Source organism: Mastigocoleus sp. MO_188.B34 (assembly GCF_030065675.1).
In the GTDB taxonomy this organism is placed as follows: domain Bacteria; phylum Cyanobacteriota; class Cyanobacteriia; order Cyanobacteriales; family Nostocaceae; genus Mastigocoleus.
This window is the reverse complement of record NZ_JASJDK010000167.1, coordinates 1-14,184: the sequence shown is the minus strand read 5'-3', so window position 1 is coordinate 14,184 and position 14,184 is coordinate 1. Positions and strand designations below refer to the sequence as shown.

The 14,184-nt window shown below is 36.3% G+C and carries 12 protein-coding genes and 1 pseudogene; 10 read left to right on the top strand and 3 right to left on the bottom strand.

The window, feature by feature from the left end:
• The 9 genes and pseudogenes from QNJ50_RS26140 to QNJ50_RS26100 form a co-directional block, all read left to right on the top strand.
• Nucleotides 1-200, top strand: a pseudogene (locus tag QNJ50_RS26140) (ABC transporter permease); the annotation flags it as partial.
• Between the two features lie 238 nt (nt 201-438).
• Nucleotides 439-2,187 carry a Gldg family protein gene (locus QNJ50_RS26135; RefSeq protein WP_300641426.1) on the top strand — a complete coding sequence of 583 codons (1,749 nt, stop codon included), beginning with the start codon at nt 439-441 and terminating at the stop codon, nt 2,185-2,187.
• A 109-nt stretch (nt 2,188-2,296) separates the two neighbouring features.
• Entirely contained in the window at nt 2,297-2,926 is a 630-nt protein-coding gene (locus QNJ50_RS26130; protein ID WP_300641425.1) for a DUF4340 domain-containing protein, read from the top strand.
• A 178-nt stretch (nt 2,927-3,104) separates the two neighbouring features.
• Nucleotides 3,105-4,031, top strand: a complete 927-nt coding sequence (locus tag QNJ50_RS26125) for an ABC transporter permease (protein WP_300641424.1) — start codon at nt 3,105-3,107, stop codon at nt 4,029-4,031.
• Nucleotides 4,032-4,211: 180 nt separating this feature from the next.
• A complete protein-coding gene (locus QNJ50_RS26120) occupies nt 4,212-4,820 on the top strand; it encodes an alpha-amylase family glycosyl hydrolase (RefSeq protein WP_300641423.1) in 609 nt (202 codons plus the stop codon).
• The gene (locus QNJ50_RS26115) at nt 4,804-4,998 is read left to right on the top strand and encodes a hypothetical protein (RefSeq protein WP_300641422.1); all 195 of its coding nucleotides are present in this window, start codon (nt 4,804-4,806) and stop codon (nt 4,996-4,998) included. Before QNJ50_RS26120 ends, QNJ50_RS26115 begins: the two co-directional genes overlap by 17 nt.
• A 982-nt stretch (nt 4,999-5,980) precedes the next feature.
• Nucleotides 5,981-6,106: a hypothetical protein gene (locus QNJ50_RS26110; RefSeq protein ID WP_300641421.1), complete on the top strand. Its 126-nt coding sequence runs from the start codon at nt 5,981-5,983 to the stop codon at nt 6,104-6,106.
• Nucleotides 6,107-6,294: 188 nt separating this feature from the next.
• On the top strand, nt 6,295-7,581 hold the full coding sequence (locus QNJ50_RS26105; protein ID WP_300641420.1) for an ATP-binding protein: 1,287 nt from the start codon (nt 6,295-6,297) through the stop codon (nt 7,579-7,581).
• On the top strand, nt 7,574-8,188 hold the full coding sequence (locus tag QNJ50_RS26100) for an RloB family protein (RefSeq protein ID WP_300641419.1): 615 nt from the start codon (nt 7,574-7,576) through the stop codon (nt 8,186-8,188). The genes QNJ50_RS26105 and QNJ50_RS26100 overlap by 8 nt, the downstream gene beginning before the upstream one ends.
• Nucleotides 8,189-8,261: 73 nt before the next feature.
• Here the strand turns inward: QNJ50_RS26100 and purU are convergent, their stop codons facing one another.
• From purU to QNJ50_RS26085, 3 genes are all read right to left on the bottom strand, one after another.
• Nucleotides 8,262-9,128, bottom strand: coding sequence for a formyltetrahydrofolate deformylase (gene purU, locus QNJ50_RS26095; protein ID WP_300641418.1), 867 nt, complete (start codon nt 9,126-9,128; stop codon nt 8,262-8,264).
• A 256-nt stretch (nt 9,129-9,384) separates the two neighbouring features.
• A complete protein-coding gene (locus QNJ50_RS26090; RefSeq protein ID WP_300641417.1) occupies nt 9,385-10,908 on the bottom strand; it encodes a hypothetical protein in 1,524 nt (507 codons plus the stop codon).
• A 551-nt stretch (nt 10,909-11,459) separates the two neighbouring features.
• Entirely contained in the window at nt 11,460-11,954 is a 495-nt protein-coding gene (locus tag QNJ50_RS26085; RefSeq protein ID WP_300641416.1) for a hypothetical protein, read from the bottom strand.
• A 438-nt stretch (nt 11,955-12,392) separates the two neighbouring features.
• On the opposite strand from QNJ50_RS26085, the gene QNJ50_RS26080 reads away from it, so the two are divergent.
• A complete protein-coding gene (locus tag QNJ50_RS26080; protein WP_300641427.1) occupies nt 12,393-13,706 on the top strand; it encodes a glycoside hydrolase family 10 protein in 1,314 nt (437 codons plus the stop codon).
• Nucleotides 13,707-14,184 lie beyond the last annotated feature (478 nt).

Genomic DNA, 14,184 nt, shown 5'->3' with positions numbered 1-14,184 from the left:
TATTTGTTGACTTAGTTGCGAATAATATAGGTGGACTTTTAGGGGAAGCATTAAGTCATTTATCATTGCTCAAACATTATAGTAACTTGGTCAAAGGAATTTTTGATACTAGTGGTTTAATTTTATTTTTTAGTTACATTTTTTTAGGTATTTTCCTTACTGCACAGTCGATTGATGCATTCCGTTTTCAACGTCAATAATGAGTAATGGGTAATTGGTAATGGGTAATGGGTAATGGGTAATTGGTAATGGGTAATTGTTAATTGGTAATTGGTAATTGTTCACTGACTATTTCTGACTTCTAATTCCTGAATTCTGACTTCTGTACAGACGCGACATGTTAACCTAGCGGTTACGCTGCGCTAACGCGTCTCTACGACTTCTGGCTTCTGACTTCTGACTTCTGACTTCTGATAACTGGTAACTGTTAACTGATAAATGAAAAGTATTAGTAAAGGGAAATCTTTGAAATATTTATTTTTGTTTGGTCCATTTTTTATTGCTGCAGGTTTAGCTGTTGGCTTGGTCTCAGAAACTTGGAATGCTATACCTTTAGCATTAATAAGTTTGGGCATGGCTGTTATTGTTGGATATTTACTTTGGCAAAGCCAGCAAAATAAATGGTGGGAACGTCGTTCGACTCAAGCGGGAACTAACGCCATAATTGCCACTTTAGCTGTATTAACTATTTTGGGGTTAGTTAACTTTTTGGGGATTCGCTATCAATATCGGACAGATATAACTGAAAGTCGGTTATTTTCCCTTGCACCCCAAACTCAACAATTGGTAAAAAACTTAAAAGCACCAATCAAAGTTTTTATATTTACGAATAATCAAAACCCTCAAGACCAAGAATTGCTGGAAAATTATCGACGACAAAGTTCTAATTTTGATTTTGAATATATTAACCCATTAGCTAAACCAGGACAGGCGAAAAGTTTTGGTGTCAAAGAGGAAGGAGAAGTTTATCTTGTGTATGGAGATAAACGTCAATTGGTACAAGTAGTTGGTAATAATCAACCTCTTTCCGAAGTTAAATTAACTAATCGTCTACAACAAATTACTAGTAGCACTCAACTAAGAATTTACTTTTTACAAGGACACGGAGAAGCTCAAATTGTCCAGGGTCAAAATTCAATGTCTCAAGCTTTCCAAGCTGTTAGAGATACAATTTTTGTGCCCGAAGCATTAAATTTAGTTGAATCTAAAACAGTACCTGAAAATACTAATGTTGTAGTCATTGCTGGTCCCAAGCAAGAATTATTTGAGAGCGAAGTTAAAGCACTGCAAGAATATATTGATAATGGCGGTAATCTATTATTAATGATAGATCCCGATACCGATCCCAAATTAAATACCTTGCTATCTGAATGGGGTGTTAAGTTAGATGACCGTTTAGCCGTTGATATTTCCATTGCTCCTGAATATGGTGGTCCATCTGCAATTTATATTTCTGAGTACGGTCAACATCCTATTACTAAAGATTTTGGTAATGGATTTTCTTTATATCCTTTAGCCCGTCCAATTGAGATTACTCAAGTTGATGGAATTGAAGTTACAGAATTACTTAAAACTAAACCTTATCCAAATTCTTGGGCTGAAAGCGATCTCCAAAGTGAAGATTTAAAATTTAATGAAGGTCGCGATCGCAAAGGACCATTAATTTTAGGTGCTGCTTTAAAGAAAACGCTTACAAGTTCGACAGATACAAGTTCGACAGATACAAGTTCGACAGATACAAATTCAACAGCTACAAATTCATCTGAAGCAAAACCTACTCCTAAAGAAAATCCAAACACTACTGAAAAGAATTCTCCCCAAGCAAAATCGAATACTACACCAAGTCCTTCACCAAATGAAGTAAAAACTGAAGACAAATCTCAAGAAGAAAAATCTCAAGAAGAAAAACCCAAAGAATCAAGATTGGTGGTTATAGGTGATTCAGATTTTGCTACTAATGGTTTGTTTGGACAACAATTAAATGGTGATATATTCCTCAATTCAGTAACTTGGCTTTCACAAGTAGATGACGAACAAGCTCTTTCTATTCGTCCTAAGGAACAAAAGAATCGTCGTCTAAATTTAACATCAACTCAAAGTTTTATTGTTTCATCTACATCAGTGATTGTTTTACCTTTGCTTGCTTTTGTAACTGCAGGTTTTCTTTGGTGGTTGAGGAGGAGGTAGTGACAGTTAACAGGGAGCAGGGAACAAGGAACGGGGAGCAGGGAATAGGGAATAAAGGATAGGTTCATTTTTTTTCGCGATCGGTAATAAATAAGGAGGGAGAAGAATCATGAAATTACCGCGCACAACTTTAATTTTGGTCTTACTAGCGCTGGGTTTGGGCGGTTTTGTTTACTTTTTTGAAATTCAAGGTACAAAGCAGCGAGAAGCCGCACAAGCACAAGAAAAGCAAATTTTTTCGTTTGTTGCTGACGATATCCAAGCTTTAAATATTAGTACAAATGATTCCAAAGTTAGTTTGGAAAGAAACCCAGATGGATCTCAAAAAAATAAATGGCTACTAAAATCACCTTCCCAAGAAGTTGCTAGTAATGCATCTGTTTCTTATCTCACAGATTTATTAGTGAATGAGAAAAGTGGTACTAAAATATCAACATCAAAAGAAAAATTATCTCAATATGGTTTGAATAAACCCCAAGCAACTATCGAGATAAAACTCAAAAATAAGGAAGTCCGCAAACTGATTTTGGGTAGTTCTGATTTTCAGGATCAATCTCTTTATGCTCGAAAGAAATTAAATTCTAATTCAAGTGAACAAATCGAAGTACTGTTAGTATCCAAAAATTTTGCTAACGCTGTTAATCGAGAACTGTCAGAGTGGAAGCAGGAAGAAAATACTCCAGGTCAACCATTACCTCCTTTGGATTTAAAACCGACCCCGAGAAAAAGTAATGAGTAATGAGTAAGGAGTCAGAAGAAATCAGAAGTCAGGAGTCGTAGAGACGCGTTAGCGCAGCGTAACCGCTAGGTTAACATGTCGCGTCTCTACAGAAGTCAGAATTCAGGAATTAGAAGTCAGAAATAGTAAGTGAACAATTACCAATTACCCATTACTCATTACCCATTACCAGTGATAGATGACCAACGACTTTTTAACAGAGTATCTTCTTTCCAGTTTGCGTCTTTCTGTTCCGTTAGCGTTCGCTGCTTTGGGTGGATTATTTTGCGAACGTTCGGGAGTACTTAATATTGCTTTGGAAGGAATGTTGTTAGTTGGTGCTTTCACTAGTTCGATAGTGACTGCTTACACCACTAATGTTTGGTTGGGAATTTTGGCTGCGGTGGTAGTTGGAAGTTTGGTAGGTTTGCTTCATGCTTTCCTATCTGTGAGTTTGCGAGTAGATCAAGTTGTTTCTGGTTTGGCTATTAACCTTGTTGCTATAGGTTTAACATCTTTTTTAGCAAGGTTATTTAGTAATATTATTTCTCAAGAATTATCGGGACTATCACAAATTAGTATTCCGGTTCTTGTTAACATACCCGTCCTTGGATCCTTACTTTTTCGACAAGATATATTAGTCTATTTATTATTTTTTCTAGTTATTTTCAGTACTTATTTTTTATTTCAAACTAATCCTGGTTTAACTTTGAGAGCGGTAGGAGAATCTCCAAAAGCTGCCGATGCTGCGGGAATATCAGTGGAAAAGGTGCGTTATTTGGCGGTGTTAGCTAGTGGGTTTTTAGCCAGTTTGGGAGGCGCATATCTTGCCGTAGAACACGTTAAATATTTTACTGAAGAGATGACCGCAGGTAGGGGATTTATTGCGATCGCAGCTTTGATATTCGGTCGATGGCATCCTGTAGGTAGTTTTTTTGCTTGTTTGCTTTTTGGTGCAACAGAAGCGTTACAGCTACGCGTGCAGGCTTTGGGGTTAAATATACCATACCAATTTTTAATTATGTTACCTTATGTTACCGCCCTATTTGCACTTATAGGTTTGGCGGGGAAATCTGCAGCACCATCAGCTTTAGGTGTTCCTTACTTTCGGGAAGGAGACAAATAGACATCTCCGAAAAAGAATATAAAAGCCTTATGTAGTCAGGGGTGATATCTCATTTCTGGAGATGTCTAATAGCGATCGCGCCAAATTCATCTAATTGCTTATGAAAAAATTTGTTTGTAGCGCTTTAGCGTTATTAAAAAATATAATATAGTTGCAAAAAATGCTACTCGAACTACTCCAATGTTTAAGGAGCAAGATCGGGGAAATGCGATAAAAACTCCTGAGGATGAAAAACATTGGCGCGAAGCTGGTTTTAAATATGTGGGAGGAAATCTTAAAGGTTTAACCAGTAAAATTGGTTATCTAAAACGTTTGGGAGTAACAGCGATATGGATCAGCCCTATTTTTAAACAGGTAAAATTTCAAGAAACATACCACGGGTATGGAATCCAAAATTTTATTGATGTTGAACCTCGCTTTGGAACCCGTGAAGATTTACGAGAGTTAGTGAAAATTGCCCATGCTAATGGTATTTACGTCATCTTAGATATTATTTTCAATCATACCGGTAATATTTTTAGTTACGACCCCAAACGTCAACCCAACTACAGAGATACGAACGGTAACTTCGACCCCCGTTGGGATGGAAATCTTTATCCTGTTCAGGGATTTAATGATAAATTAGGTAATCCCACCATACCTTTTCAAAAAACCGACCCCAATAATCCGTCAACTTGGGTTGATGAAGATGATGCAGTTTGGCCTGTTGAATTTCAAGACCCGTCTTTCTATACTCAAAAAGGACGCATTAATAGTTGGGAACAATATTTATTTGATAATCATTCCTGATCATCCTCGCCAAGATCTGTGGTGCGAGCATTTCCAAATTAAAGATGCTGAGTTTATAGCTTTGACAGCAAAAGCCCGGGTAACGATTCAATTATTACAGTTGAATCGACTGAATAGAATCGAAGAACGTCAGCTTTTGTCAGAAGCGGGAATATTAGATTTTTCAAAGTTTCAATAACAGCTTAAAAACCGTCAAGTCAAATGTTTGTTTAGAAGCATTAGACAATTAAGAAACGAAGCTGTACAAAGCATGTAAACAATAGAAAATAATAAAAACCACCTAGTATCAATCAATGAATAGCAGGTGGTTATTAGTATTGGAAATAAACTTCAAGTCTTCTTGAAACTTAGCTTTTCCGTGTAATTAATTTTCTTTATTCACGATATAAAAATTACATATCACAAAATAACTTTAATGTGATACATTAATCATGTTCATAGTTCAATGACCCCGTTGTTTTTACAGCAGCGGGGTTTTCCCTTGTTGTATTACATGTTTTAAAAAATCTTTAAAAAAAAATCGCCAAAACATGTCAAGATATAATACACAAGAAACCTTATAAGTTATGAATCATAAAAACCATAACTGTTTTTTGTTTGCTGCTGCATCATGTAATGTTTGTAAGTCCCCAGAAATAAAGACATTACCCATTACAAAAAATGAACTACTTTGAAAAAATAGCATCAGTTGCAGTTTAACCTACAGATGCCCTTCTTTAAAGTTATCTACGATACATATAATTTTTGGTTACAGGTACCGCGTTCATCTTAAATATAGCGTATTTTTAATTTACCACAATATCGATCGAAATATACCGCCAATATCGCCCCTGAACATAACATAATTTTGTTAAGAATTTTTGCTGTTTGGATTTGGGGAAAGCCCATTCAAAGTCCTACTTTCCAAGGGGGATTTAGGGGGATATTAGAGGATATTTGAAAAGTATGTTTTCCAAAATCATTATTGAAATCCCCTAGTTCATTTAAAAACGGTTCAAAGTCCCCCTTCCCAAGGGGGATTTAGGGGGATCTATCAACTAATAGTGTCATGAGTCGTTTGAAAATTAGCCCTAGGGAAAGAAATCTGAATCAAAGTTGAATACTTTTGACTTGCGTGTATGACTTGCGCCTAGCGCCATATCCGTTACACTGAATCCAAAATGCAGCTTGACGAAGTCGAGTTGTCCGTAGAAATTAATGGGGAAGGACAAATCAGTTTGTTTGGAATTGGTGGGGTAAAAGCTGGAGGTAGAGGAGCAATGACTTTTACGTTTAAGCGGAAATAATTGGCTGAAGAGATGGTTAAATTAGCCGATGCTGTGGGTTCTTTTGAGCTTTGGGACTTATTTCCGTGAAGCTCCGCTAGACGCTAATGTTCATCTACTTATCATTGCATAAGTCCCGAATTTGATATACTTAAAAGTGTATATTCGTGATTTTTTCACAAATATGTCTTTTAAGATATATATCCAGCATGCTTATTGAGTTCAGTGTCGGCAACTACAGATCTTTCAAAGAAAAAGTTACCTTTAGCATGGTAGCAACTACATTAAGTGCTAAAGATAAAAAGCTCGATCGCACAAATCTGTTTGATGTAGACGAAGATTTGAAACTACTCAAAAGTGCTGCAATCTATGGAGCTAATGCGAGTGGAAAGAGTAATCTTGCTAAAGCTTTGGGTTTCATGAAATGGTTCGCGATCAACTCCTCAAAGGAAACTCAAAGTACAGAAAAAATCAACGTAGAGCATTTTCGACTGAGTACAGAAACTGAATCTGAACCATCGTTTTTTGAAATTGTGTTTGTCCTAGATGGTCAACAATACAGATATGGATTTGAAGCAAATCGAGATAGGGTTGTCTCAGAATGGCTGTTTTATGTACCCAAGGTGAGGGAAACCAAGCTTTTTGAGCGGGAAAATAATCGCTTCAGCATATCTAAAACTTATAAAGCTGATGGAATTCAGCAGAGAACACGTGATAATGCTCTTTTCTTATCTGTTTCCGCACAATTTAACGTTAAAATTGCCGAGAAAATCTTAGAATGGCTAACAAGTAAATTACAAATTATTTCTGGCTTGAATGACAAACTGTACTTCGAGTACACTGTTAAATGCTTAATGGAAAATCAAAATAAACATGAAATTATTGAACTTATTAAAAAGCTAGATTTAGGTATTGGTGAAATAGAAGTAGGACAAACAGAAATTACTGTTGATTCTTTTCCTATGAAATTCCCGGACGAATTGAAGGAATTGCTTCTCAAAGGTGTAAAAGGTAAAGCAACTGCAGTTAACACAATACATAAAAAATTTGATAGTGAAGATAATTACATATCTACTGAGCTTTTTAACTTAAATCAAGAAGAATCTAAAGGAACACAAAAAGTATTTGCTTTAGCAGGTCCTCTAGTAGATGTACTAAAAAACGGTAAAATTCTTGTTGTTGATGAGCTTGATGCAAGACTTCATCCTTTAATTAGTATTGCAATTATTCAATTATTTAATTCCAATGAGAGTAATCCAAAACAAGCTCAGTTAATATTCATGACCCATGATACTAATTTGTTGAGTAATAAAATTTTTCGTAGAGATCAAATCTGGTTTACTGAAAAAAATAGATATGGTGCAACCGACTTGTATTCCCTGGCGGAATATAAAGTACGTAATGATGCTTCATTTGAAAGTGATTATATCAAAGGTAAATATGGTGCAGTTCCATATGTTGGTAATTTAGATTCCCTGACCGAGACTCATGTCTAAAAGAAAACCAAAATCTCGTAGTTACTCACTGAGAAAAGTCGGTACCAGGGAATTGAGAAAGAGTTTTTTGATTGTGTGTGAGGGAACAAAAACAGAACCCAATTACTTTAAGAGTTTTCCCGTTCCTAAAAATGTCATAGATATCAAAGGACTGGGATTAGATCCAAGTAAGCTTGTTGAAAATGCGAAGAAATTCAATCAAAAAGAACGTTATGACCAAGTTTGGTGTGTATTCGATCGCGACTCTTGGACTAAAAACGATTTTAATAACGCAATTCAAAACGCCGAAGCTGAAGGATTTGGAGTCGCTTATTCTAACGAAGCTTTTGAATTGTGGTACATTTTGCACTTTGAATTTCTCAATACTGCGATACCTCGAAATCAATACCTTAAGAAATTAAATTCATTGCTTGCAAATTCATTACCTGGAAAAAAATATGAAAAAAATAGTGAAATAATTTATGAACAGATATTTGAGAAGCAAGCTACTGCGATAAAAAATGCAGAAAAGCTTCTCAAACAATATAATCCTCAAAATCCAGAGGAGAATAATCCATCAACGACAGTACATTTATTAGTGAAGGAATTAAACAAGTTTGTTCCATGAGAATTTCCATCAAGAAGGTGGAAGTTTAGTCCGTCTAGTCCGGATAATTCTATTTGTTTTTCAGACATTGAAATTACTCAAAAACCACAGTTCTATTACCGTAAACTAAAACGCGATTTTTCAAATGCAACCTTACTGCTCTGGCTAAAACCATCCTTTCCAAATCTTTCCCTTTTCTAATTAAATCTCCAACGGTATCGCGGTGACTGATTCTAACCACATCCTGCTCAATAATGGGACCAGCATCCAAATCTGCAGTAACATAATGGGATGTAGCACCGATAATTTTCACTCCCCGCTCATAAGCTTTGTGATAAGGGTTCGCACCGATAAAAGCAGGTAAAAAGGAGTGATGAATATTGATAATTTGAGGAAATTGAGCAACAAAATCATTACTCAAAATCTGCATATATTTTGCTAAAACAACTAAATTGATGTTGTACTTGGATAAGATGTCGAGTTGTTTTTGTTCTTGTTCCAGTTTTGTTTCTTTGGTAATTGGGATGTGATGAAAATCAATATTAAATTGTTCTGCAATTTCTTTTAAATTCAGGTGGTTACTAATTATTAGAGGAATCTCTGCAACAAACTCCTTAGCGCGATGTCGCCAAAGTAAATCTAACAAACAATGGTCTTGTTTACTCACCCAAATCGCAATCCGGGGAATGCTGTCGGAAAAATGTAACTCCCATTTAGCTTCTAAAGGTTGTGCGATCGCATTAAAAGCCGGTTCGATTAAATCTCGGGGTAAATTAAAACCATCTAATTGCCATTCGATTCGAGTCAGAAATAAGCTATTGTCAAAATTTGTTCCAAAATCTGTATGCTGATCCGCATGAATGATGTTACCACCATTGGAGTAAATAAAATTAGCAATTTTGGCGACTAACCCTTGTTTGTCAGGACAAGAAATAAGTAAACAAGCTGTAGTATTTCCCATAATATTGGAGTTAGGAATTTTTAATAAATCATTCCAATATATAGCAATCGTATTAGATTCGTGAACAAATGAATCTTGTAGAGACGTACCAGAGCCTGCGGCGTCGGCGTTAGCCTCTGGTACGTCTCTACAGTGCGATTTGTTTTCAAAAAAATCTTAACTGAACTGTATTGCGCTAAAACCTATAATTTAGTAGCTTTTTACTTCTTACTTCTTACTTCTTACTTCTTACTTTTTACTTTTTACTTTTTACTTTTTACTTGTTTATAGGTGAAACTTCGGAACTACTAATACCACCCAGAACGCGACTAGCTGCAGCATTGAATTTTACTCTGGATCTATTATTGGTGTGATAAACAAATGATTCCGGTCCAGCTTTGACAGTAATGCGCCAACCATCAACTAATACCATCGTACAATAACGCCGTTGACTACGCAGACCCAAACAACCATTACGCCATCTTACCTGTTTTGCTGCAACAATATTATTCTCAGAAATTGCTACTCGACTTCTAGCGCGTGCTTTCGCATCTGTAATAACCGCATCAACAATTGATGGGGGTAAACTAGCTATGGGTAAAAACTTAAATTCCGAACCATTTTCATTCACCCGATAAGCCCAACTTTGCTTTCCATTGGATACGATCGCTTTCCAACCGGGTTTTCTAAACCGTCTCCCGTTCCAATTTCTCAGTTTTTCTACTTCAATTATTCGGAAATTAGAACTATACCTTCTTCCTTTAAGAGAAGATCGTCTTGCTGCATCTCTTTTAATAACCCTTGCTGCAGCATTTGATAAACTTGGTGTCCGATCTAAGACTACCACCGAACCCTTATCATTGGCGTGGTAAACCCATGTTTGCGTCCCACCTTTAACTGTAACAATCCAACCAGGTGTTCTAATAAATGCAAAGTTACAGTAGCGCTCGAAGTTAAGAAAACAGGGATTATCCCAAATTTTACGCTCGGCTTTGACAATCTTTAATCTTGATGGTGATATTTTAGACCATGCTGCCGCATCTTTTAAGATTGCATATCTAACCTTTTTGGGTAATCTTGCATCAGCGCGATCGCTAGCTTGTTCGTTTAAGCGAATTTCCGAACCATCTTTATTGGTGTGATAAACCAAAGTTTGTTTTGAAGTGCGTACAACAAAACGCCACCCTGGAACCGAAGTGCGCAAACAACTTTCTGCAATACCCCCTAGTTCCAAACAGCTATCATTCCAAGTTTCCCGTTCTACATTAGTAATTCTCAAACGAGAAATCGGTTGTCTCAAGTATTGGGATGCTGTTTTGAGGACGCGATTTTTCAGGGTTCTGGATAATCTATTATTTGTGCGTTTATCTTTTGCTAAGCGGATTAAACGTCCATTTTGGTTAGTACGATAAGTCCAAGTACGGTCTCCATCACTAGCTATCACTTCCCAACCACGAACCAAAGCCTGAGTGCATATTTCTGCTGCACCACCCAATTCCAAACAACCATCACTCCAAGTTTTTTGTTGGTAATCGATGATTTCTAATTTGCGAATCGCGATGTTTTCTCGACGAGATAAGTCCCTTAATACAGCCCTTGTAACTTTACGTGGTAAACCATTTCTTTTGAGACTTCCCTTAACAACTCTATTATTAGTTTGTAAAGGAATATCTGTTGCTGTTGCAATGGAATTATCGGACATTTGTAATCCATTACCAATGGAGATAAATCCAGCTAAAATCAAAGTAGCTAAAATTCTTCTTTGATTGGTGTTAATATTAGTAAAAGAAAAAATATTCATGGTGTTTCGAAGATAAATCAATAAAGTACAATCGTTGATAGTAAATACTTTGGGCGATAAATTGTAGTTAAATAGTTAATAAACCGACACTGAGACTAAAAATATTCAAATTAGAAACTTTCAGGCAAATTAAAACTTTCAAACTTAAAAATCAAAATTAAATATCTTCTCAGGAAATTAGATTTTATTTATTAGGTAATCCCTAGATATAGAATTTATGTCGATATATATAGACACAATATTAGACGTTGTAATATTTAAAGTTTGTTCCTGAGATTTGTGAAGTAAACTTTAAATTGACTGTATAGAAATCATTATTCAGTAGTTTTATAAAAAAACAGTATAAAAAATAAAATCCCCTCGGAGGTAAGGGGAGAAAATAATCTATGGGTTTTTTATAGAAAATTATTGTAAAAAATTACCGCATATTAATCTTATACGACGGTGGTTTACGGCGCGGCGATAAATATGACCAAAAAAGATATTCCCTTGCGCGCCTAACACACCCTAGGTTTTATTTCTTTATCAAAAACTTATAGCGAATAACTTCATTAAGCACTTAAGACTTGAGGTTCCATTAAACTTTCTTGCAGCGAATCAAACCTTATTGTAGTAGACCAATTTTTAAAATCCGGTGCTAAGCGGATCAGCTTTCGTAATATTTCGTCATTTACCCATAAAACAATGGGGAAATTATAATGTTTGGGAAATTCATCGCGCATAAAGTTCGCAGAAATCATTAATTGATTAACGTCTCGAACCGACTCTAAACCTGTTACCATTAGTCCTTGAGGCAATTTTGCATCTAAACCAGAAGCAATGCTGTTATAAAGTGTTTCAGCATTATTTGGTAAAGATAATTCCGCAATTTCCACTGGTGAAAATTCTCGCATTAGACTCAATATTTGTTTCTGCTTTGCAGTTGAATTACAGCGTGCTAACAGAAGTGAAAACTGTCCCTTGGAAAACACTATAGTCCTCACCAATCTTTGAGCGACAGAAGTAATATTTACCTTACCATTGGGAGAATCGATTGAGCCAATCATTAACAGACACCGATTTTATTTGAATTTGCTTTGAACGCGAACTTAATTTGAACGCCCGTTGAAGGAATATCAGCAAACTTACTTAATCACTCAAAGGTATTTGATACTAAGCAAGTTTGATGACACTGATTTGGGATAACCTAGATTGATCATAATCACGGCTTAGGATGTGAGGGTGAGGTGTGTCACCCCACATTCGCTGTATACCTTTTGAATCAAGGGTTTGGATTTATTTATATCCAACAACTTCAACAGGTAAATCAGGAAAATTGTGATCGGTTTGTTTAATTTTTTATGAGTGTATAATCACACCTCTTAATAACTCAGAATAAAAATTTAATTAAAAACCAAGGTAAAAAAGCAACTTATGGACTATTTTTTCGGTCATTGATGTTTGATAATTTCATGGTGCTTGTGAAGTTTCCCATCAATCTCATGATGAATATTTTTAAAAAGTGGTGTGTTAAATTATTGCCGGGATATATTAGTTATGCTGGCAAAAAAAAGTCATTTTTTACAGGGTTGATTGCTTTGGGTATGGTAGCGACACTGATGCTTTCCTCAGTTCCTACCTACGCGCAAAATATCGCCAACTTACCTGTTTCTCTTCTGAGTAGTTCTGCATTTAAGCAAACTTTGCTTGCAAACAACTCAACGCAACAAGAACTCAGGGGAGTTTGGTTAACTAATATTGATAGCCAAATTCTGTTTGGGAGAAGACGTCTGAATGCTGCTTTAAATCGTCTTAAGCAGTTCAATTTTAATGTTGTATATCCAACGGTTTATAATTGGGGCTACACTCTTTACCCCAGCAAAGTTGCAGAAAAATTCATTGGTGAAAGTGTAGATCCCACACCGGGACTGCGGCGACGAGATATGCTCAAGGAAGTCATACAATTGGCACATAAAAAAGGCTTAAGAGTAATTCCTTGGGTTGAATTTGGCTTTATGGCTCCAGCAGATTCAGAGCTAGTAAAGCGAAATCCTGAGTGGATAACTTCTCGCAGTGATGGAACCACAGTTTGGAAAGAAGGAATTCACGATCGCGTTTGGTTGAGTCCTTTTCGTCCCGACGTCCAAAACTACATGAAAGACTTGATTGTGGAAGTCGTCAAAAATTACGATGTTGACGGGATTCAAGTTGACGACCACTTTGGTTTACCTGGAGAATTAGGATACGACGAATATACGGTAGAGTTATACAAAAAAGAACATTCAGGGAAAGCTCCACCAAAAGACACTAAAGATCCAGAATGGGTAAAATGGCGAGCTGATAAAATCACTGATTTTATGAAACAGCTATTCTTTGCTGTAAAAGAGGCTAAACAGGATTGTGTAATGTCTGTATCACCCAATCCTCAGCGTTTTTCCTACGAATTTTTCTTGGCTGATTGGGCAAGATGGGAACGTATGGGACTAGTAGAAGAACTCATTATACAGTTATATCGCAATGATATGAATGTGTTTGTTGATGAGTTAGAACGTCCAGAAGTCAAAACCGCACGTCGTCATATTCCCGTCAGTATTGGTATTTTGACCGGTTTGAGACGCAAGTATGTTCCCATAAAGCAAGTTGAGGAACAAGTCCAAGCAGTACGCGATCGCAAGTTCGCAGGAGTTTCTTTCTTTTTCTATGAAACTTTATGGAATATGACCCAAGAAAGACCGCAAAAACGTCAAAGAGGTTTTCTCAACATATTTAGCGCACCAGTAAAAGCTCCAAGTTTGCAGGAAGGTTGGAAGCCGGTTTAGATTGCTATTGGGAGGTTTCAATAAGCCTGTAGGGTGCGTTAGGCGCGCAAGAGAATGTCTTTCTAAGGTTATCTTTGTTACCGCGCCGTAACGCACCATTCCAAATTTCAGAATTACAGGTTATTAAATTCTCATTCCTTAGTGATTTTATTTGTCACCCACAAATACTTTTTAAGCATTATTTTAGTTACATACAGGACTTACGCAATTGTCACAATACACCGGTGGTGCGTGACACTCAAAACCTTATTAATAGGTTCAGATTAACTCGCTTGTGTCACGCACCCTACAAGAAAAATGTGCCGGTTGCGTAAGTCCTAACATAATTAACAAAATTTCTCGCAATAAGATTGCTTGCATCATAAATTGCAAATGAATTTTTTCCAATGCAGCGTCATATCATGTCCGCTTAATTACTTATGAAAAAATATGTTTGTTTGTAGTAGCGCTTTAGCGCCATAGTAAAGATATTGGCGCT

Bases quoted from the DNA above. Each gene is read 5' to 3' on its own strand.
- QNJ50_RS26110 (WP_300641421.1), top strand. From the start codon at position 5,981: ATGCAGCTTGACGAAGTCGAGTTGTCCGTAGAAATTAATGGGGAAGGA.
- QNJ50_RS26085 (WP_300641416.1), bottom strand. From the start codon at position 11,954: ATGATTGGCTCAATCGATTCTCCCAATGGTAAGGTAAATATTACTTCT.
- QNJ50_RS26105 (WP_300641420.1), top strand. From the start codon at position 6,295: ATGCTTATTGAGTTCAGTGTCGGCAACTACAGATCTTTCAAAGAAAAA.
- purU (WP_300641418.1), bottom strand. From the start codon at position 9,128: ATGGGAAATACTACAGCTTGTTTACTTATTTCTTGTCCTGACAAACAA.
- QNJ50_RS26090 (WP_300641417.1), bottom strand. From the start codon at position 10,908: ATGAATATTTTTTCTTTTACTAATATTAACACCAATCAAAGAAGAATT.
- QNJ50_RS26125 (WP_300641424.1), top strand. From the start codon at position 3,105: ATGACCAACGACTTTTTAACAGAGTATCTTCTTTCCAGTTTGCGTCTT.
- QNJ50_RS26080 (WP_300641427.1), top strand. From the start codon at position 12,393: ATGAATATTTTTAAAAAGTGGTGTGTTAAATTATTGCCGGGATATATT.
- QNJ50_RS26135 (WP_300641426.1), top strand. From the start codon at position 439: ATGAAAAGTATTAGTAAAGGGAAATCTTTGAAATATTTATTTTTGTTT.
- QNJ50_RS26130 (WP_300641425.1), top strand. From the start codon at position 2,297: ATGAAATTACCGCGCACAACTTTAATTTTGGTCTTACTAGCGCTGGGT.
- QNJ50_RS26120 (WP_300641423.1), top strand. From the start codon at position 4,212: ATGTTTAAGGAGCAAGATCGGGGAAATGCGATAAAAACTCCTGAGGAT.
- QNJ50_RS26100 (WP_300641419.1), top strand. From the start codon at position 7,574: ATGTCTAAAAGAAAACCAAAATCTCGTAGTTACTCACTGAGAAAAGTC.